General features: G+C 40.1%; 17 protein-coding genes and 1 pseudogene. 17 read left to right on the top strand and 1 reads right to left on the bottom strand.

Annotation, left to right across the window (positions count from 1 at the left end):
* Positions 1–219: 219 nt before the first annotated feature.
* From rpsA to ADH90_RS00270, 10 genes are all read left to right on the top strand, one after another.
* On the top strand, positions 220–1422 hold the full coding sequence (gene rpsA / locus ADH90_RS00225) for a 30S ribosomal protein S1 (protein ID WP_049529459.1): 1203 nt from the start codon (positions 220–222) through the stop codon (positions 1420–1422).
* Positions 1423–1507: 85 nt separating this feature from the next.
* Positions 1508–2005: a GAF domain-containing protein gene (locus tag ADH90_RS00230; protein ID WP_049529460.1), complete on the top strand. Its 498-nt coding sequence runs from the start codon at positions 1508–1510 to the stop codon at positions 2003–2005.
* Positions 2005–3669: a DNA polymerase III subunit gamma/tau gene (dnaX, locus tag ADH90_RS00235; protein ID WP_049529461.1), complete on the top strand. Its 1665-nt coding sequence runs from the start codon at positions 2005–2007 to the stop codon at positions 3667–3669. The genes ADH90_RS00230 and dnaX overlap by 1 nt, the downstream gene beginning before the upstream one ends.
* A 22-nt stretch (positions 3670–3691) precedes the next feature.
* On the top strand, positions 3692–3886 hold the full coding sequence (locus ADH90_RS00240) for a DUF3272 family protein (protein ID WP_049503772.1): 195 nt from the start codon (positions 3692–3694) through the stop codon (positions 3884–3886).
* 152 nt (positions 3887–4038) lie between these two features.
* Positions 4039–4809, top strand: coding sequence for a Fe-S cluster assembly ATPase SufC (gene sufC, locus ADH90_RS00245; protein WP_049529462.1), 771 nt, complete (start codon positions 4039–4041; stop codon positions 4807–4809).
* Between the two features lie 27 nt (positions 4810–4836).
* Positions 4837–6099 carry a Fe-S cluster assembly protein SufD gene (sufD, locus tag ADH90_RS00250; RefSeq protein WP_049529463.1) on the top strand — a complete coding sequence of 421 codons (1263 nt, stop codon included), beginning with the start codon at positions 4837–4839 and terminating at the stop codon, positions 6097–6099.
* A gap of 10 nt (positions 6100–6109) precedes the next feature.
* Positions 6110–7336: a cysteine desulfurase gene (locus ADH90_RS00255; protein ID WP_049529464.1), complete on the top strand. Its 1227-nt coding sequence runs from the start codon at positions 6110–6112 to the stop codon at positions 7334–7336.
* Positions 7323–7763, top strand: coding sequence for a Fe-S cluster assembly sulfur transfer protein SufU (gene sufU / locus ADH90_RS00260; RefSeq protein ID WP_049529465.1), 441 nt, complete (start codon positions 7323–7325; stop codon positions 7761–7763). Before ADH90_RS00255 ends, sufU begins: the two co-directional genes overlap by 14 nt.
* Positions 7764–7820: 57 nt before the next feature.
* On the top strand, positions 7821–9233 hold the full coding sequence (sufB, locus tag ADH90_RS00265) for a Fe-S cluster assembly protein SufB (protein WP_000797047.1): 1413 nt from the start codon (positions 7821–7823) through the stop codon (positions 9231–9233).
* Between the two features lie 283 nt (positions 9234–9516).
* Entirely contained in the window at positions 9517–10914 is a 1398-nt protein-coding gene (locus tag ADH90_RS00270; protein WP_049529466.1) for an APC family permease, read from the top strand.
* 37 nt (positions 10915–10951) lie between these two features.
* On the opposite strand, the gene pbp3 is transcribed toward ADH90_RS00270, so the two are convergent.
* Complete coding sequence (gene pbp3 / locus ADH90_RS00275; protein WP_049529467.1) at positions 10952–12193, bottom strand: D-alanyl-D-alanine carboxypeptidase PBP3; 1242 nt, start codon at positions 12191–12193, stop codon at positions 10952–10954.
* A 105-nt stretch (positions 12194–12298) separates the two neighbouring features.
* Between pbp3 and ADH90_RS00280 the strand changes: the two genes are divergently transcribed.
* The 7 genes and pseudogenes from ADH90_RS00280 to ADH90_RS00310 all read left to right on the top strand — a co-directional run bounded on the left by ADH90_RS00280 (position 12299) and on the right by ADH90_RS00310 (position 19998).
* Positions 12299–13408 carry an AI-2E family transporter gene (locus tag ADH90_RS00280; protein WP_049529468.1) on the top strand — a complete coding sequence of 370 codons (1110 nt, stop codon included), beginning with the start codon at positions 12299–12301 and terminating at the stop codon, positions 13406–13408.
* A gap of 410 nt (positions 13409–13818) precedes the next feature.
* A complete protein-coding gene (gene tuf / locus ADH90_RS00285; RefSeq protein ID WP_001040718.1) occupies positions 13819–15015 on the top strand; it encodes an elongation factor Tu in 1197 nt (398 codons plus the stop codon).
* Between the two features lie 156 nt (positions 15016–15171).
* Positions 15172–16281, top strand: a pseudogene (gene proB, locus ADH90_RS00290) (glutamate 5-kinase).
* A gap of 9 nt (positions 16282–16290) precedes the next feature.
* Entirely contained in the window at positions 16291–17553 is a 1263-nt protein-coding gene (locus tag ADH90_RS00295) for a glutamate-5-semialdehyde dehydrogenase (protein WP_049529469.1), read from the top strand.
* Between the two features lie 3 nt (positions 17554–17556).
* On the top strand, positions 17557–18354 hold the full coding sequence (proC, locus tag ADH90_RS00300) for a pyrroline-5-carboxylate reductase (RefSeq protein WP_049529470.1): 798 nt from the start codon (positions 17557–17559) through the stop codon (positions 18352–18354).
* Between the two features lie 118 nt (positions 18355–18472).
* Positions 18473–19111, top strand: coding sequence for a dTMP kinase (gene tmk / locus ADH90_RS00305; RefSeq protein ID WP_049529471.1), 639 nt, complete (start codon positions 18473–18475; stop codon positions 19109–19111).
* On the top strand, positions 19108–19998 hold the full coding sequence (locus ADH90_RS00310) for a DNA polymerase III subunit delta' (protein WP_049529472.1): 891 nt from the start codon (positions 19108–19110) through the stop codon (positions 19996–19998). Before tmk ends, ADH90_RS00310 begins: the two co-directional genes overlap by 4 nt.
* The last annotated feature ends 29 nt before the right edge of the window (positions 19999–20027 follow it).

The raw sequence follows: 20027 nt of genomic DNA on the forward strand, positions 1-20027 counted from the left end.
GCGGTAAGGCAAGGGACTTTGACTCCCTCATGCGTTGGTTCGAATCCAGCTACCCCAGTTCTTAGGTAATAAATTCAAGATAAAAAGAAAAATATCTTAGGGTATTTTATTTTTATAATTGAAGGACGTGAACGATATAACATGTCTTTGCGGGTGCTTAGGAAAAAATTATAAGTATGTCAAGTTTAAGAAAAACTTGATTGTTGGAGGATTTTTTAGATGAACGAATTTGAAGATTTGCTAAATAGCGTTAGCCAAGTTGAGCCAGGTGATGTTGTTAGTGCTGAAGTATTGACAGTAGATGCTACTCAAGCTAACGTTGCAATCTCTGGAACTGGTGTTGAAGGTGTCTTGACTCTTCGCGAATTGACAAACGATCGTGATGCAGATATCAATGACTTTGTAAAAGTAGGTGAAGTATTGGATGTTCTTGTACTTCGTCAAGTAGTTGGTAAAGATACTGATACAGTAACATACCTTGTATCTAAAAAACGCCTTGAAGCTCGCAAAGCATGGGACAAACTTGTAGGACGTGAAGAAGAAGTTGTTACAGTTAAAGGAACTCGCGCTGTTAAGGGTGGACTTTCAGTAGAATTTGAAGGCGTACGTGGATTTATCCCAGCTTCAATGTTGGACACTCGTTTCGTACGCAACACTGAGCGTTTTGTAGGTCAAGAATTTGAAGCTAAAATCAAAGAAGTTGACCCTAAAGAAAACCGCTTCATCCTTTCACGTCGTGAAGTTGTTGAAGCAGCTACAGCAGCAGCTCGTGCTGAAGTATTTGGTAAATTAGCTGTTGGTGATGTTGTAACTGGTAAAGTTGCACGTATCACAAGCTTTGGTGCATTTATCGACCTTGGTGGTGTTGATGGATTGGTTCACTTAACTGAATTGTCACACGAACGCAACGTTTCACCAAAATCAGTTGTAACTGTTGGTGAAGAAGTTGAAGTTAAAATCCTTGATCTTAACGAAGAAGAAGGACGTGTTTCACTTTCACTTAAAGCTACAACACCTGGACCATGGGATGGCGTTGAGCAAAAATTGGCTAAAGGTGATGTTGTAGAAGGAACAGTTAAACGTTTGACTGACTTCGGTGCATTTGTTGAAGTATTGCCAGGTATCGATGGACTTGTTCACGTATCACAAATTTCACACAAACGTATTGAAAATCCAAAAGAAGCTCTTACTGTTGGTCAAGAAGTTACTGTTAAAGTCCTTGATGTTAACGCAGATGCAGAACGCGTATCACTTTCTATCAAAGCTCTTGAAGAACGTCCAGCTCAAGAAGAAGGACAAAAAGAAGAAAAACGCGCTCCACGTCCACGTCGTCCAAAACGTCAAGAAAAACGTGACTTTGAACTTCCAGAAACACAAACTGGATTCTCAATGGCTGACTTGTTCGGAGACATCGAACTTTAATCTGATTAAAGAATCAATAAATCCTTTGTTTTTAAAACAAGGGATTTTTCTTTTTTCTACTAGTATTTTTTGATATAATGGTTCTATGTTATATTCAGAAAAAGAATTACTTTATCAAACAATAAATGAACAGCTCTCTTATCTTTTAGAAGGAGAGCCCAATGTGTTGGCTAATCTTTCTAATGCTAGTGCTTTGCTAAAAACAAGTTTTCCCAATACTGTTTTTGCAGGTTTCTATCTATTTGATGGAAATGAACTGATCTTGGGCCCCTTTCAAGGTGGAGTTTCATGTGTACGAATCGCTCTTGGAAAAGGTGTTTGTGGAGAGTCTGCAGCTAGTCGTCAAACAGTGATTGTTGGTGATGTAAAAACCTATCCAAACTATATTTCTTGTGATAGTAGTGCTCTTAGTGAGATTGTTGTGCCGATGGTTAAAGAGGGACATCTTCTGGGCGTTCTAGATTTAGATTCATCTCTTGTTGATGATTATGATGACTTGGATCTGAAATATCTAGAAGAGTTTGTTGCTATTTTGTTAGAGAAAACCGAATGGAATTTTTCAATGTTTGAGGAGAAAGCGTAATGTATCAGGCCCTTTATCGAAAATATAGAAGTCAAACATTTTCACAGTTAGTAGGCCAGGAAATTGTTGCAAAAACTCTGAAACAAGCCGTAGAGCAGGAAAAGATTAGCCATGCCTACCTATTTTCAGGGCCTCGTGGAACTGGAAAAACCAGTGTAGCCAAAATTTTTGCCAAGGCTATGAACTGCCCTAATCAAGAGGGAGGAGAACCTTGCAATAACTGTTATATCTGTCAAGCTGTAACAGACGGTAGCTTGGAAGACGTTATCGAAATGGACGCGGCATCTAACAATGGAGTGGATGAAATTCGTGATATCCGTGATAAATCAACCTATGCTCCAAGTATAGCTCAGTATAAGGTCTATATCATTGATGAGGTTCATATGCTTTCAACAGGAGCCTTCAATGCCCTTTTGAAAACTCTTGAAGAACCAACTCCTAATGTTGTTTTTATCCTAGCAACAACAGAGCTTCATAAGATTCCTGCAACCATTTTGTCTCGTGTTCAACGCTTCGAGTTCAAATCTATTAGAACTCAGGATATTCGAGATCATATTTTCCATATTTTAGAGAAGGAAGGGATTGCTTATGAAACTGAAGCTGTTGAAATTATCGCTCGTAGAGCCGAAGGTGGTATGCGGGATGCTTTGTCCATTTTAGACCAAGCATTGAGCTTGACTCAAGATGCTAAATTAACGACAGCTGTTTCTGAGGAAATTACTGGGACTATTAGTCTAAGTGCTTTGGATAATTATGTGGCTGCCTTGGCACAAAAAGATGTGACTCGTGCTTTGGAAAATCTAAATTTGATTTTTGATAACGGAAAAAGCATGACACGATTTGTAACGGATTTGTTGCAATACTTGCGAGATATTTTGATCGTCCAAACTGGCGGGGAGAATACTCACTATAGTGATCTCTTTAAGGATAACTTAGGTCTTTCACAGGCTGTTTTGTTCGAGATGATTGGAATTGCAACAAGTAGTTTAGCTGATATCAAGGCTAGCTTACAGCCTAAGATTTATGCGGAAATGATGACCATTCGTTTGACAGAACATGATTCCCAACCAGGACTTTCAGGTGATGTGGCTGAGGAATTATCTTCTCTTAGAGAAGAAGTTGCGCGATTGAAACAGGCTCTGGCAAATGTTAACACGAGTCCTAAGCAGACAACACCAACGCCAAGTCGCCCAGTTAACAGCAAGTCAATTTATCGCGTAGATCGCAATAAGGTTCAGTCTATTCTTCAAGAAGCTGTTGAAAATCCTGATTTAGCCCGTCAAAATCTAATCCGTCTCCAAAATGCTTGGGGAGAAGTTATTGAAAGCTTGTCCGGTCCAGATAAGGCGCTTTTAGTCGGTTCTCAACCTGTTGCGGCAAATGAGCACCACGCGATTCTTGCATTTGAATCTAACTTCAATGCTGGCCAAACCATGAAACGTGATAATCTGAACACCATGTTTGGTAATATCCTTAGTCAAGCAGCGGGATTTTCACCAGAGATTCTTGCTATTTCCATGGAAGAATGGAAAGAAGTCAGGGCTGATTTCTCAGCTAAGGCTAAATCGTCTCAAGGAAACTCTGTTAAGGAAGAAGTGGAAGAATCTGTCCTTCCTCAAGGATTTGAATTTCTAGCGGATAAAGTGACCATAGAAGAAGATTAAAAGGATATTGTGACATAATACGATGAACAGACAACAATTTATAATCATGGCCTTATTTACTGCTGCTGAGACCTATTTCCTTAATGAATCCATCATGGAGCAACGGTATATTATGGCCTTGCTTTGGGCTATTTTAATCCTAAGAAATTTTAGAGTCAGCTATATTATGGGTAAAATTGTCAACGCTATTGATGACCATTTTCGAGGAAAGAAGTAACCCTCAGCTTCTAGACAAAATTAAAGCCTTTTAGGCTTTTTTTTGTTATACTATTAAAGTATATTTATTGACATTTTATCGTTTTTTACTAGAAAAATAAGGACAATTTTCTAGCGAAAATGGTAAAACGGATTGAAAAGAAAGGAATTATCATGTCAGTATTAGAGATCAAAGATCTTCACGTTGAAATTGAAGGAAAAGAAATTTTAAAAGGGGTTAACTTGACCCTGAAAACAGGCGAAATCGCCGCTATCATGGGGCCAAATGGAACTGGGAAATCAACTCTTTCTGCCGCTATCATGGGAAATCCTAACTATGAAGTAACCAAGGGTGAGGTTCTATTTGACGGCGTAAACATCCTTGAATTGGAAGTGGATGAGCGTGCGCGTATGGGGCTTTTCCTGGCTATGCAATACCCATCAGAAATTCCAGGAATTACCAATGCAGAATTCCTTCGTGCAGCTATAAATGCTGGTAAAGAAGATGACGAAAAAATTTCAGTTCGCGAGTTCATTACTAAGCTAGACGAAAAAATGGAATTGCTTAACATGAAAGAAGAAATGGCAGAGCGTTACCTCAACGAAGGTTTCTCTGGTGGTGAGAAAAAACGTAACGAAATTCTTCAACTCTTGATGTTGGAACCAACTTTCGCTCTTCTTGATGAGATTGACTCAGGTCTTGATATCGATGCTCTTAAAGTTGTTTCTAAAGGTGTCAATGCTATGCGTGGTGAAGGCTTTGGTGCTATGATTATTACTCACTACCAACGTCTTTTGAACTATATCACACCAGACGTGGTACACGTTATGATGGAAGGTCGTGTTGTTCTTTCTGGTGGTCCAGAATTGGCGGTACGTTTGGAACGTGAAGGATACGCGAAACTAGCTGAAGAACTTGGCTATGACTACAAGGAAGAATTGTAATTCCCTCGTATCTTTTAGGAGAAGTAAATGACTAAAGAAACTATTAAACTTTTTTCAGAAATGCACGCTGAACCAAGCTGGTTGTCAGACCTCCGTCAAAAAGCTTTTGATAAGATTGAGAGTTTGGAATTACCAGTTATTGAGCGTGTCAAATTTCACCGTTGGAATCTTGGTGATGGTACCATCACGGAAAGTGAACCATCAGCAAATGTTCCTGACTTCACAGCTTTAGATAATCATTTAAAGTTGGTGCAAGTTGGAACTCAAACTGTTTTTGAGCAAATTCCAGTTGAGTTGGCTGAACAGGGTGTTGTCTTCACAGACTTTCATTCAGCTTTAGAAGAAATTCCAGAGCTGATCGAAGAATTCTTCATGTCATCTGTTAAGTATGACGATGATAAGTTGGCGGCCTACCACACAGCTTATTTCAATAGTGGTGCTGTTCTCTGCATTCCTGATAACATGGAAATTGCTGAACCAATCGAAGGAATTTTCTACCAAGACAGCGATAGCGATGTGCCATTTAACAAGCACATTCTGATCATTGCAGGTAAAAACTCTAAAATCAGCTACCTGGAACGTTTAGAATCACGCGGTGAGGGTAGTGCTAAGGCGACTGCTAATATCACAGTTGAAGTGATTGCACGTTCTGGTGCTCAAGTGAAGTTTGCGGCGATTGACCGTCTTGGTGAGAATGTCACTGCCTACATTAGCCGTCGTGGTAAATTAGGCAACGATGCAAGTATTGACTGGGCTATCGGTGTCATGAACGAAGGGAATGTCGTTGCTGACTTTGATAGTGACTTGATTGGTAATGGTAGCCATGCAGACCTTAAGGTCGTAGCACTTTCAAGCGGTCGTCAGGTACAGGGGATTGATACTCGAGTGACTAACTATGGTTGCAACTCTATCGGTAATATCCTTCAACATGGGGTTATCCTTGAAAAAGCAACTTTGACTTTCAATGGTATTGGCCACATCATCAAGGGTGCTAAGGGAGCAGATGCCCAACAAGAAAGTCGTGTTCTCATGCTTTCAGATCATGCTCGTTCAGACGCCAACCCAATTCTTTTGATTGATGAAAATGATGTCACTGCAGGACACGCAGCGTCTATCGGACAAGTTGATCCAGAAGACATGTATTACCTCATGAGTCGTGGATTGGATAAGGCAACTGCAGAGCGCTTAGTTGTTCGTGGTTTCCTTGGATCTGTTATCGTTGAGATTCCAGTCAAGGAAGTTCGCGATGAAATGATTGCAACGATCGAAGAAAAATTGTCAAAACGCTAAGGGGAAGCCTATGTTAGATGTAGAAGTGATTCGTAAGGATTTTCCGATTTTAGACCAGATTGTCAATGACGAACCTCTGGTTTATTTGGATAATGCTGCGACGACACAAAAACCACTAGCTGTTCTTGAAGCGATTAATCACTACTATGAGCAGGACAATGCCAATGTTCACCGTGGGGTTCATACCTTGGCTGAAAGGGCGACAGCATCTTATGAAGCCGCTCGTGAAACCATTCGGAAGTTTATCAATGCAGACTCCACAAAGGAAGTTCTCTTTACCAGAGGTACGACAACTAGTCTTAATTGGGTAGCACGTTATGCTGAAGAAATCTTGACTGAAGGAGATCAGGTCTTGATTTCTGTCATGGAACATCACTCCAATATTATCCCATGGCAGGAAGCTTGCCGAAAGACTGGGGCAGAGCTTGTTTATGTCTATCTCAAAGATGGAGCTCTGGATATGGATGACTTGCGTTCTAAATTGACTGACAAAGTTAAATTTGTTTCACTAGCTCACGCATCAAACGTTCTTGGAGTGGTTAATCCTATCAAAGAAATCACACAAATGGCTCACGAAGTTGGAGCCATCATGGTGGTAGATGGTGCTCAGTCTACGCCTCATATGAAGATTGATGTGCAGAATTTGGATGTGGACTTCTTTGCCTTTTCAGGTCACAAGATGGCTGGTCCAACTGGTATTGGCGTCCTTTACGGTAAAGAAAAGTATCTGGAACAAATGTCACCAGTAGAATTTGGTGGCGAAATGATTGATTTCGTCTATGAGCAATCTGCTAGCTGGAAGGAGTTACCTTGGAAATTCGAGGCTGGAACTCCCAATATGGCTGGAGCTATTGGATTTGCAGCTGCCGTGGATTATCTTGAAAACATTGGTATGGATGCCATTGAAGCCCATGAACAAGAACTGATTGCATACGTATTTCCAAAATTGCAGGAAATTGAAGGTTTGACCATTTACGGTTCGCAAGATTTGGCTCAGCGTTCAGGTGTCATTGCCTTTAATCTAGGGGACCTTCATCCTCACGACCTTGCGACAGCTCTGGATTATGAAGGAGTAGCAGTTCGTGCCGGTCACCATTGTGCTCAACCTCTGCTTCAATATTTGGACGTCCCAGCAACAGCTCGTGCAAGTTTTTATATCTACAATACCAAGGCAGATTGCGACAAGCTTGTCGATGCTTTACAAAAGACAAAGGAGTTTTTCAATGGCACTTTCTAAACTAGATAGCCTCTATATGGCGGTGGTAGCGGACCATTCAAAAAATCCTCATCATCAAGGGAAGTTAGAAGATGCTGAACAAATCAGTCTCAACAATCCAACCTGTGGTGATGTCATCAATCTATCTGTCAAGTTTGATGCAGATGATCGTTTGGAAGATATCGCTTTTCTAAACTCTGGTTGTACGATTTCAACTGCCTCTGCTAGTATGATGACAGATGCAGTTTTAGGAAAGACCAAGCAAGAAATCCTAGAGCTTGCGACCATTTTTTCTGAAATGGCTCAAGGTCAAAAGGATGAGCGTCAAGATCAACTTGGAGATGCAGCTTTCTTATCAGGAGTTGCCAAATTTCCTCAACGAATCAAATGCGCAACCCTAGCTTGGAATGCCCTTAAAAAAACAATTGAAGACCAAGAAAACAAATAAGACAAGCTTTCTTTGTCTTATAAATCATTATAAATAAAGAATGAAAGAAAGGATATTATGGCTGAAGAAAGAGTAGAACCAAAACCAATTGATCTTGGTGAATATAAATTTGGTTTCCATGACGATGTAGAGCCTGTCCTATCGACAGGAAAAGGATTGAATGAAGATGTCATTCGTGAACTATCAGCTGCTAAGGGAGAACCTGAGTGGATGTTGGAATTCCGTTTGAAATCTTATGAAACCTTCAAAAAAATGCCCATGCAAACTTGGGGAGCAGACTTGTCAGAGATTGATTTTGATGACTTGATCTACTACCAAAAACCATCTGATAAACCAGCCCGTTCTTGGGATGACGTCCCTGAAAAAATCAAAGAAACCTTTGAACGGATCGGGATTCCTGAAGCTGAGCGTGCCTATCTAGCTGGAGCTTCTGCCCAGTATGAGTCAGAAGTGGTTTACCATAACATGAAGGAAGAATTTGAGAAGTTAGGAATTATCTTTACAGATACAGATTCTGCCCTCAAGGAATATCCAGACTTATTTAAACAATACTTTGCGAAATTGGTACCGCCGACAGATAACAAGTTAGCTGCCCTCAATTCAGCAGTGTGGTCAGGTGGAACCTTTATCTATGTACCAAAAGGTGTCAAGGTAGATATTCCACTTCAAACTTACTTCCGTATCAACAACGAAAATACTGGTCAGTTTGAACGTACCTTGATTATCGTTGATGAGGGAGCAAGTGTCCACTACGTAGAAGGATGTACAGCGCCAACTTATTCAAGCAACAGCTTGCACGCCGCCATTGTAGAAATCTTTGCTTTGGATGGAGCTTATATGCGTTATACAACCATCCAAAACTGGTCTGATAACGTCTATAACTTGGTTACAAAACGTGCTAAGGCTCAAAAAGATGCGACTGTTGAGTGGATTGATGGGAACTTGGGTGCCAAAACGACTATGAAATATCCATCTGTATACTTAGATGGAGAAGGAGCGCGTGGTACCATGCTTTCTATCGCCTTTGCTAATGCTGGACAGCATCAGGACACTGGTGCTAAGATGATCCACAATGCACCACATACAAGCTCATCTATCGTGTCTAAGTCTATCGCTAAAGGCGGTGGTAAGGTAGACTACCGTGGACAAGTAACCTTTAACAAGAACTCTAAGAAATCTGTCTCTCACATCGAGTGTGATACCATTATCATGGATGACTTGTCAGCATCAGATACTATTCCGTTTAATGAAATCCACAACTCACAAGTAGCTTTGGAACACGAAGCCAAAGTATCTAAGATTTCAGAAGAACAACTCTATTATCTCATGAGTCGTGGTCTCTCAGAATCTGAAGCAACTGAGATGATTGTCATGGGATTTGTTGAACCCTTCACCAAAGAACTTCCAATGGAATATGCAGTTGAGCTTAACCGCTTGATTAGCTATGAAATGGAAGGATCAGTCGGATAAACTTTATGAACAGAAACTGAGGCTGGGACAAAAGTCCTAGCCTCTCAATTGTCTTTGGATTGTCGAGCAAGACGGCAGTGGTTGAGTGGGCTCTACTACGCTGATTTCATCAGCTTTTACAGCCCTACTCAACTGTGCGGAGGTGGGACGACGAAATCGTATTCTAACGAATTACCGATTTCTGTCCCACTCTCAGTTTTTTTGATGAAAGATGCTAATAAATATTCACAAAAAGTCTTTTGTATGGTAAAATAATACAATCACATAAAGTGGGAGATGAATGATGAATATTTTTAGAACCAAAGACGTTAGTCTAGGTAAGACAGAAATGCATCGCCATTTAAAACTATGGGACTTAATTCTCTTGGGAATTGGTGCTATGGTGGGAACAGGTATTTTTACGATTACAGGAACTGCTGCAGCAACATTAGCAGGACCTGCCCTTGTGGTATCGATTGTAATTTCTGCTATCTGCGTATCCTTATCTGCACTCTTTTTTGCAGAATTTGCTTCTCGTGTTCCTGCAACGGGTGGAGCTTATAGTTATTTATATGCAATTTTGGGTGAATTCCCAGCCTGGATAGCTGGTTGGTTAACCATTATGGAATTTATGACAGCAGTTTCAGGTGTTGCTTCTGGTTGGGCGGCCTATTTTAAAGGTTTGCTTAGCCATTATGGAATTTCCTTGCCACAAGTCTTGAATGGAACTTTTAATCCTGAACATGGTACTTATATTGATTTTTTACCAATTCTAGTAATTCTACTTGTTACAGGTGTTGTACTTTTAAATTCGAAAGCAGCTCTTCGTTTTAATTCTATTCTTGTTGTTTTAAAATTTTCTGCTCTTGCCTTATTTATCCTAGTTGGTATTTGGTATATTAAACCTGAAAATTGGTCAGATTTTGCACCATTTGGTTTTGGTCAAATTTATGGTGGAAGCACTGGAATTATGGCAGGTGCTTCACTTATGTTCTTTGGATTCTTAGGTTTTGAGTCCATTTCTATGGCAGTTGATGAAATTCAAAGTCCACAAAAGAATATTCCACGTGGGATTGTTTTATCCTTAACCATTGTAACCATTCTGTATGCCTTGGTTACTTTGATATTGACAGGTATCGTTCACTATAGCAAGCTCAATGTTGATGATGCAGTGGCTTTTGCTCTGAGAAGTATTGGTATTGGTTGGGCAGCTAATTATGTTTCACTCGTTGCGATTTTTACCTTGATTACGGTATGTATTTCCATGACCTATGCCTTGTCACGAATGATTTATAGCTTGGCCCGCGATGGACTATTGCCTCAAAGCTTCAAACAAGTAACCAAGACTAGTCGCGTTCCAAAGAATGCAACCATTTTAACAGGTGGAGTTTCAGCGATTGCAGCGGGTATCTTCCCTTTGGCAAGTATCGCAGCTTTTCTCAATATCTGTACTTTAGCCTATCTTATTCTCTTAGCCTATGGAATTATCAAATTGAGAAAAGATAAGGGTATGCCCAAAGAGGGAGAATTTAAAACTCCCCTGGTACCTTTTTTACCAATCTTGTCTATTCTGATTTGCCTCTCATTCATGCTTCAGTATACCCTTGAAACATGGATGGCATTTGGACTAGCTTTATTAATAGGAGTCATTATTTACTTTGTTTATGGATATAACCATTCGACTGTAGCTGAAAATGAATAAAGAAAAAAATCGCGAAATTCGCGATTTTTCGATTTTTTTATAACTTCTCGTTAACAAAACGAACGAAGCGATTCCACCAAACTTTTAAGAAGAAGGCTTTTTCGACATTTTTTTCTGCAACCATCTCAAAACTCGGTTTGTCAGTGGTGATATAACCTTGACCGACTAAGTCTTTGTCATCGTAAGTCAGATGTCCAACGACTGTACCTGCTTCAAGTGGTGCAGTATGCTCAGTACTATCAGGTGTGTAAGTAACAGATGACTGTGCTCGACTACCGAGACGTTGAACAATTTTTATATCTTCTTTAGCGACTGCTGTAACCGTATCTTGCTTCCCGTCATAAACTGGAGATTTGCTATCTTGGTAGCTTTCTCCTTGATTGACGATTGTTTGAAGAGCGAAATTGGATGAGATATAATCTAAAAGAGCTGAAGTTGCTGTGAAACGAGCGTAGGGATTGGTATCTTGGTTGTCAGCGTTTAAGACAACAGTGATAATACGCATTCCTTTTTCTACAGTCGTACCTACGAAGGATGCTCCAGCTTTATCAGTCGTACCAGTTTTAAGGCCATCAACACCACCACGATAGGCAGGTAATCCCTCTAACATATAGTTTGTAGAATGAATAGTCATCCCTGCAAAAGTAGAAGAAGGTTTCTTGGTGATTTCTAGAACCTGAGGGTATTTGAGGATAAGATTACGAGCGATGATCGCAACATCATAGGCACTCAGTTTGTTTTCATCATCTTTCTTAGAGCCGGGATAGATATTATCTCCAAGAGTCTCATTATTTAGACCAGTTGTATTGACGAGGGTAGCATCTTGAATCCCCCATTCAAGAAGTTTAGCCTTCATCATATCAACAAAGTCTTTTTCTGATCCAGCAACCTTTTCTGCCAACGCGATAGCTGCACTGTTCGCACTAGATACTAAAGTAGCTTCTAATAACTCTTCAACAGTGTAATTTCTAGCTTCCATGGGCACATTACTAGCCGCAGAATTAGTTGTCAACTGGTAGGGGTAATCAGAAATTTCTACAGGAGTAGAAAGAGAGATTTTCCCATGTTCCAAGGCTTCGTAAACGAGATATACGGTAAGCAATTTGCTAATAGAAGCAATTTCAACAGGTTGAGTAGCATCCTTTTCGTATAAAATCTTACCGCTATTAGCTTCAACAGCAATGACATGTTTTGCTGCTACATCAAAATCTTGGGCAGCAACAGTTGTTGCTGAAGCAAATGAAAAGAGGGTTAATAAGGTTAAAAATAATTTCTTCATAGTAACTTTATTCTATCACAAAGACAAAAGATATTCTTGTTTTTGTGATGAAAGTTATCAATCTTTTTTGAAATATGGTAAAATAGGGAAAAGAGGAGGTGGCCTATGTTTCGGAGAAACAAACTATTCTTCTGGACAACTGAAATTCTACTAATAACCTTAATTTTCTATCTATGGAAAGAAATGGGTGCTATTATTACACCCTTTGTCAGTGTTGCAAATACAATCATGATTCCTTTTTTACTGGGAGGATTTTTGTATTATCTAACCAACCCAATTGTTATCTTTTTAGAGAAGGAATGCAAAATCAATCGAATCATTGGGATTTTGTTAACCCTTTGTGCCTTAGTTTGTGCACTCGTACTTAGTTTTGTTTATCTGCTGCCGATTTTGATTAATCAGTTAAGTAGCTTAATTTACTCGAGTCAAAACATTTACGGTCGTCTTCAAGATTTAGTCATTGAGTTATCAAAACATCCAGCCCTGCAAAATCTAGATATCCAACAAACTATTCAGCAACTGAACCTCTCTTATGTTGATATTTTGCAAAATATCTTGAACAGTGTGACAAATAGTGTTGGAAGTGTTCTATCTGCACTCGTAAGCACTGTATTGATTATCATCATGACACCAGTTTTCTTGATTTACTTCTTACTTGATGGGCATAAATTTTTACCGATGCTAGAAAGAACGGTATTAAAACGAGATAAATTGAACATATCTAGTTTATTGACAAACCTAAATACAACTATTTCCAGTTACATTAGTGGAGTGTCTATAGATGCAGTTATTATTGGATGTTTAGCTTTTATCGGTTATAGTGTGATTGGTCTAAGATACGCCTTGGTCTTCGCCATTTTTTCTGGATTGGCTAATTTGATTCCGTATGTAGGACCAAGCATTGGCTTGATTCCAATGATCATCTCAAATCTCTTCACCGATCCTCATAAAATGATTATTGCTGTCATTTATATGTTGATTATTCAGCAAGTTGATGGAAATATTTTATATCCACGTATTGTGGGTGGGGTTATGAAGGTTCACCCGATTACTATTTTAGTCTTGCTTTTATTATCAAGTAATATTTATGGTGTGATTGGGATGATTGTTGCTGTTCCAACCTATTCCATTTTAAAAGAGATTGCTAAATTCTTAGCGCGACTGTATGAAAATCATAAGGAAGCACAAGAAGTTAAGAAACATCTATCAGAATAAAGATGTCGGGATAAAAAATCCCGACATCTTTTTATCATTGTATCTTTGGCGCTGTAGTTGCTCAAACTTTTTATTGGTTTTAAACTCTCAAATCGCTTATGATGAAACTTTAATTTTTCTATACATAATTTTTTAAAAACAACTGAATGATTGAAGTCTTTCGAGGCTAGAAATAGGAAATTCAGACTTGGGTTATTGATTTATGGTCTATCGCCTTTTGCTAAAATAAACCTATTTATAGATATTTTAAATAAATTGGTAGAGGAAGTAGAGCAAGAATAGGAATAATTCACAAAAACTTTGTAAAACACTTGCAATTTAGCTGAAATTTGATAAAATAGTAAGGAAAGTTAGACTGTATTGCCTACTGTCTATCTATAAAATATATTTTATTGGAGGCTTTTACTCAAATGGCAAAAGAAAAATACGATCGTAGTAAACCACACGTTAACATTGGTACTATCGGACACGTTGACCACGGTAAAACTACCCTAACTGCAGCTATCACAACTGTTTTGGCACGTCGCTTGCCTTCAGCAGTTAACCAACCTAAAGACTATGCGTCTATCGATGCTGCTCCAGAAGAACGCGAACGCGGTATCACAATCAACACTGCGCACGTTGAGTACGAAACTGAAAAACGTCACTACGCTCACATCGACGCTCCAGGACACGCGGACTACGTTAAAAACATGATCACTGGTGCCGCTCAAATGGACGGAGCTATCCTTGTAGTAGCTTCAACTGACGGACCAATGCCACAAACTCGTGAGCACATCCTTCTTTCACGTCAGGTTGGTGTTAAACACCTTATCGTCTTCATGAACAAGATCGACTTGGTTGACGACGAAGAATTGCTTGAATTGGTTGAAATGGAAATCCGTGACCTTCTTTCAGAATACGACTTCCCAGGTGACGATCTTCCAGTTATCCAAGGTTCAGCTCTTAAAGCTCTTGAAGGTGACTCTAAATACGAAGATATCATCATGGAATTGATGAACACTGTTGATGAGTACATTCCAGAACCAGAACGTGACACTGACAAACCATTGCTTCTTCCAGTCGAAGATGTATTCTCAATCACTGGACGTGGTACAGTTGCTTCAGGACGTATCGACCGTGGTACTGTTCGTGTCAACGACGAAATCGAAATCGTTGGTATCAAAGAAGAAACTAAAAAAGCTGTTGTTACTGGTGTTGAAATGTTCCGTAAACAACTTGACGAAGGTCTTGCAGGAGACAACGTAGGTGTCCTTCTTCGTGGTGTTCAACGTGATGAAATCGAACGTGGACAAGTTATCGCTAAACCAGGTTCAATCAACCCACACACTAAATTCAAAGGTGAAGTTTACATCCTTACTAAAGAAGAAGGTGGACGTCATACTCCATTCTTCAACAACTACCGTCCACAATTCTACTTCCGTACTACTGACGTTACAGGTTCAATCGAACTTCCAGCAGGTACTGAAATGGTAATGCCAGGTGATAACGTGACAATCGACGTTGAGTTGATCCACCCAATCGCCGTAGAACAAGGTACTACATTCTCTATCCGTGAGGGTGGACGTACTGTTGGTTCAGGTATGGTTACAGAAATCGAAGCTTAATTCGATTTAGTTCCCAGAAGAACAATTATTTAAGTCAGACACTAAAAGAATCTTGCTATGCAAGGTTCTTTTTTTCGATCAAAAGTGAGAGAGTTCCTTTTTTACAATTTCATAAAATCATGGTAAAATGGTTAAATATTAAATTTGGAGAGAAATATGAAGTACAAGCGTATCGTATTTAAGGTAGGGACTTCATCCTTGACTCATAAAGATGGAAGTTTATCTCGCAGTAAAGTAAAAGCTATTACACAGCAGCTTGCAATGCTACATGAAGCAGGTCATGAGCTGATTTTGGTGTCTTCTGGGGCTGTTGCAGCAGGTTTCGGAGCCTTAGGATTTAAAAAACGACCAACAAAGATTGCGGATAAGCAAGCTTCAGCGGCGGTTGGTCAAGGATTGCTTCTGGAAGAATATACAACCAATTTGCTCTTAAGACAGATTGTTTCAGCGCAAATCTTGCTAACTCAGGATGATTTTGTCGATAAGCGACGTTATAAAAATGCCCATCAAGCTTTGTCAGTCCTGCTTAATCGTGGTGCGATTCCTATTATCAATGAGAATGATAGTGTCGTTATTGATGAGCTCAAGGTCGGGGATAATGATACGCTCAGTGCTCAGGTAGCTGCAATGGTTCAGGCAGATCTTTTAGTTCTCTTAACAGATGTAGACGGTCTTTATACTGGTAATCCTAACTCGGATCCAAGAGCTAAACGCTTGGAGCGAATCGAGACCATCAATCGTGAAATTATCGATATGGCTGGCGGAGCAGGTTCATCTAATGGAACTGGAGGTATGCTGACTAAGATAAAGGCAGCGACCATTGCGACAGAGTCAGGAGTACCTGTTTATATTTGTTCATCCTTGAAAGCTGATGCTATGATAGAGGCAGCAGAGAAGACCAAGGACGGTTCTTACTTTGTTGCATAGGAGAAGGGGCTCCGTACCCAGAAACAATGGCTAGCTTTTTATGCCAAAAGTCAGGGGGCTATTTGGGTTGATAAAGGTGCTGCAGAAGCTCTCTCTCAACATGGTAAGAGTCTACTTTTATCAGGTGTTGTAGATGTTGAGAGCAACTTTTCCTATGGTGATATTGTTACGGTTTTTGATAAGGAAACTGGAAAATCACTCGGAAAAGGTAGAGTACAACTAGGTGCATCGGGGCTGAAAGATGTCCTTCGATCTCAAAAAGCCAAGGGTGTCTTGATTCACCGTGATGACTGGATTTCCATTACTCCTGAAATCCAACTACTCTTTACAGAATTTTAGAGGTAAACTATGGTAAGTACACAAGAACAATTTGAACAGGTACAGGCTGTTAAAAAATCGATCAATACAGCTAGTGAAGAGGTGAAAAACCAAGCCTTGCTAGCCATGGCTGATCACTTATTAGCAGCTACTGAAGAGATTTTAACAGCTAATGCTAGCGATATGGAAGTGGCCAAAGGTAAAATCTCAGATGTTATGCTGGATCGTCTTTATTTGGATGAAGGGCGTATAGAAGCTATGGCAACTGGGATTCGTGAAGTAGTTGCTTTACCAGATCCAATCGGTGAAGTTTTAGAAACTAGTCAGCTTGAAAACGGCCTGGCCATCACCAAAAAACGTGTAGCTATGGGAGTCATCGGTATTATCTATGAAAGCCGTCCAAATGTGACGTCTGACGCAGCTGCTTTGGCTCTTAAGAGTGGAAATGCGGTTGTTCTTCGTAGTGGTAAGGATGCCTATCAAACAGCCCATGCCATTGTCATAGCCTTGAAGAAGGGCTTGGAGACAACTACTATTCATCCAGATGTGATTCAACTGGTGGAAGATACTAGCCGTGAAAGTAGCTATGCTATGATGAAGGCCAAGGGCTATCTAGATCTTCTTATTCCTCGTGGGGGTGCTGGTTTGATCAATGCCGTGGTTGAAAATGCTATTGTACCAGTCATCGAGACAGGGACTGGGATTGTCCATGTCTATGTGGATAAGGATGCAGACGAAGACAAGGCTCTGTCTATCATCAACAATGCTAAAACTAGTCGTCCCTCTGTTTGCAATGCCATGGAGGTTCTACTTGTTCATGAAGACAAGGCAGCAAACTTCCTTCCTCGCTTGGAGCAAGTTCTGGTTGCCGATCGAAAAGAAGCTGGGTTGGAACCAATTCAATTCCGCTTGGATAGCAAAGCAAGCCAGTTTGTTTCAGGTCAAGCAGCTGAGGCCCAAGACTTTGACACTGAGTTTTTAGACTATGTTCTTGCTGTTAAGGTTGTGAGTAGTTTAGAAGAAGCGGTTGCCCATATTGAAGCCCACAGTACCCATCATTCGGATGCCGTTGTGACTGAAAATGCTGAGGCTGCAACTTACTTTACAGATCAAGTAGACTCTGCAGCGGTTTATGTCAATGTCTCAACTCGTTTCACAGATGGAGGCCAATTTGGTCTTGGTTGTGAAATGGGGATTTCTACTCAGAAACTGCACGCGCGTGGACCAATGGGTTTAAAGGAACTGACTAGCTACAAATATGTAGTTACTGGTGATGGACAGATAAGGGAGTAAGAGATGAAGATTGGATTTATCGGCTTGGGGAATATGGGTTCCAGCTTGGCTAAAGCTGTCTTGCAAGCAAAAACTGGTTATCAGATTCTCCTTGCTAATCGTAGTCAAGCCAAGGTAGATGCTTTCATTGCAGACTTTGGTGGTCTGACTTCTAGCAATGACGAAATCTTTGCAGAAGCAGATGTGATTTTTCTAGGAGTAAAGCCAGCTCAATTCTCTGAACTGCTTACTCAATATCAGCCAGTCCTTGAGAAACGAGAAAGTCTTCTTTTGATTTCTATGGCAGCTGGTTTGACCTTGGAAAAACTCGCTAGTCTTCTTCCAAGTCAGCATCGGATTATTCACATCATGCCTAATACACCTGTTGCTATTGGGCAAGGAGTGATTAGCTATGCCTTGTCTGCAAATTGTCATCCAGAAGACAATGAACTTTTTTGTCAACTTTTAGCCAAGGCTGGCCAGTTAGTTGAAATAAGTGATGGTTTAATAGATGCTGCGACAGGGCTTGCAGGTTGTGGGCCTGCCTTTGTCTATCTTTTTATCGAAGCATTGGCGGATGCAGGAGTTCAGACAGGATTGCCAAGAGAAATGGCTCTGAAAATGGCGGCTCAAACAGTAGTTGGTGCAGGTCAAATGGTACTAGAAAGTCAGCAACATCCTGGAGTCTTGAAAGACCAAGTTTGTAGCCCTGGTGGTTCGACCATTGCTGGTGTAGCAAGTCTAGAAGAACATGCTTTTAGAGGAACCGTTATGGACGCTGTCAACCAAGCCTACAAAAGAACTCAAGAATTAGGCAAATAAGAGGTGAGAGTTAAAACTCAACCTCTTTTTTATTACAAAGAGCGAAATGAAAAAAGCTTTTCACAAATCCCTATTTTTTTGATAGAATAGAAGAGAGAAAAATAGAAATGAGTCAGACATGTCAAAAGGATTTTTAGTCTCTCTTGAGGGACCAGAGGGAGCGGGAAAGACAAGCGTTCTTGAAGCCCTAATCCCTATATTAGAGGATAGGGGAATAGAAGTTTTAAGCACCCGTGAACCAGGCGGGGTTTTGATTGGAGAAAAGATTCGAGAAGTGATTCTAGATCCTAGTCATACTGAAATGGATCCTAAGACGGAGCTTCTCCTCTATATTGCCAGTCGTCGACAACACTTGGTGGAAAAGGTCTTACCAGCACTTGCAGCTGGAAAACTGGTTATTATGGACCGCTTTATTGACAGTTCAGTTGCCTATCAGGGATTTGGGCGTGGTTTAGATATAGAAGCGATTGATTGGCTTAATGAGTTTGCGACAGATGGACTGAAACCTGATTTGACTCTTTATTTTGATATTGAGGTCGAAGAGGGGCTGGCACGTATTGCTGCCAACAGTGATCGGGAAGTCAATCGTTTGGACATGGAAGGTCTGGATCTACATCGAAAAGTTCGTCAGGGTTATCTATCTCTTTTGGAAAAGGAAGAAGACCGCATTGTAAAAATTGATGCTAGCCTACCACTTGATCAAGTGATTGCGAACACGCAGCAGCTACTTTTGGATAGGATGGGATTAAGGAGATGAAACAAGATCAATTAAGAGATTGCCAGCCTCTACAATTTGGACGGTTTGTTCATATCTTAGAGCAAGGGCAGCTCAATCATGCCTATCTCTTTTCAGGTAATTTTGGAAGTTTAGAGATGGCCCTTTTCTTGTCTAAAAGTCTCTTTTGTAGTGAGAAAACTGGTATTTTTCCTTGTGAAAAATGTCGGAATTGTAAATTGATTGAGCAGGAAGAATTTCCTGATGTGACTATAATTAAACCTCTGAATCAAGTCATTAAAACGGAGCGTATTCGAGAATTAGTTGGACAATTTGCCCAGTCTGGTATTGAAAACCAACGTCAGGTCTTTATTATTGAACAAGCAGAAAAAATGCATGTGAACGCTGCAAATTCTCTTTTAAAGGTTATTGAAGAACCACAGAGCGAAATCTACATATTCTTTTTGACTGATGATGAGGAACAGATGTTACCAACGATTCGAAGTCGGACACAGATTTTCCAATTTAAGAAGCATGTCTCTACTTTAATGTCACAGCTTGAAGAGGCTGGTTTAGTAAAAAATAAAGCCAAGCTATTAGCTCAGTTTAGTCAATCGCAGGTAGAGGCTGATAAGCTAGTGCATCAAGCAGGATTTTGGACACTAGTAGATGAAAGTGAACGTTTCTTTTCGTGGCTTTTAGCCCATAAAAAAGAATCCTATTTGCAAGTTGCAAAATTAACGAGTTTGGCTGATGATAAAGAAAAGCAAGATCAAGTGCTCAGGATTTTAGAGGTACTAGCTGGTCAAGAGATTCTCAATGTTTCAGCTCGAAATATTTTGCAAAATCTCGTCCAAACTCGGAAAATGTGGCGGGCCAATGTTAGCTTTCAAAACGCTTTGGAATACCTGGTTTTACAAAAAAATTAAAGTGAAGATAGATTATAGAAAGGGCTGTA

The organism is Streptococcus pseudopneumoniae (assembly GCF_001073085.1).
Classification (GTDB): Bacteria; Bacillota; Bacilli; order Lactobacillales; family Streptococcaceae; genus Streptococcus; species Streptococcus pseudopneumoniae_M.

Excerpts from the sequence above, each read along its gene's own strand:
- rpsA (WP_049529459.1), top strand. The coding sequence starts at position 220 with ATGAACGAATTTGAAGATTTGCTAAATAGCGTTAGCCAAGTTGAGCCA.
- ADH90_RS00230 (WP_049529460.1), top strand. The coding sequence starts at position 1,508 with ATGTTATATTCAGAAAAAGAATTACTTTATCAAACAATAAATGAACAG.
- dnaX (WP_049529461.1), top strand. The coding sequence starts at position 2,005 with ATGTATCAGGCCCTTTATCGAAAATATAGAAGTCAAACATTTTCACAG.
- ADH90_RS00240 (WP_049503772.1), top strand. The coding sequence starts at position 3,692 with ATGAACAGACAACAATTTATAATCATGGCCTTATTTACTGCTGCTGAG.
- sufC (WP_049529462.1), top strand. The coding sequence starts at position 4,039 with ATGTCAGTATTAGAGATCAAAGATCTTCACGTTGAAATTGAAGGAAAA.
- sufD (WP_049529463.1), top strand. The coding sequence starts at position 4,837 with ATGACTAAAGAAACTATTAAACTTTTTTCAGAAATGCACGCTGAACCA.
- ADH90_RS00255 (WP_049529464.1), top strand. The coding sequence starts at position 6,110 with ATGTTAGATGTAGAAGTGATTCGTAAGGATTTTCCGATTTTAGACCAG.
- sufU (WP_049529465.1), top strand. The coding sequence starts at position 7,323 with ATGGCACTTTCTAAACTAGATAGCCTCTATATGGCGGTGGTAGCGGAC.
- sufB (WP_000797047.1), top strand. The coding sequence starts at position 7,821 with ATGGCTGAAGAAAGAGTAGAACCAAAACCAATTGATCTTGGTGAATAT.
- ADH90_RS00270 (WP_049529466.1), top strand. The coding sequence starts at position 9,517 with ATGAATATTTTTAGAACCAAAGACGTTAGTCTAGGTAAGACAGAAATG.
- pbp3 (WP_049529467.1), bottom strand. The coding sequence starts at position 12,193 with ATGAAGAAATTATTTTTAACCTTATTAACCCTCTTTTCATTTGCTTCA.
- ADH90_RS00280 (WP_049529468.1), top strand. The coding sequence starts at position 12,299 with ATGTTTCGGAGAAACAAACTATTCTTCTGGACAACTGAAATTCTACTA.
- tuf (WP_001040718.1), top strand. The coding sequence starts at position 13,819 with ATGGCAAAAGAAAAATACGATCGTAGTAAACCACACGTTAACATTGGT.
- ADH90_RS00295 (WP_049529469.1), top strand. The coding sequence starts at position 16,291 with ATGGTAAGTACACAAGAACAATTTGAACAGGTACAGGCTGTTAAAAAA.
- proC (WP_049529470.1), top strand. The coding sequence starts at position 17,557 with ATGAAGATTGGATTTATCGGCTTGGGGAATATGGGTTCCAGCTTGGCT.
- tmk (WP_049529471.1), top strand. The coding sequence starts at position 18,473 with ATGTCAAAAGGATTTTTAGTCTCTCTTGAGGGACCAGAGGGAGCGGGA.
- ADH90_RS00310 (WP_049529472.1), top strand. The coding sequence starts at position 19,108 with ATGAAACAAGATCAATTAAGAGATTGCCAGCCTCTACAATTTGGACGG.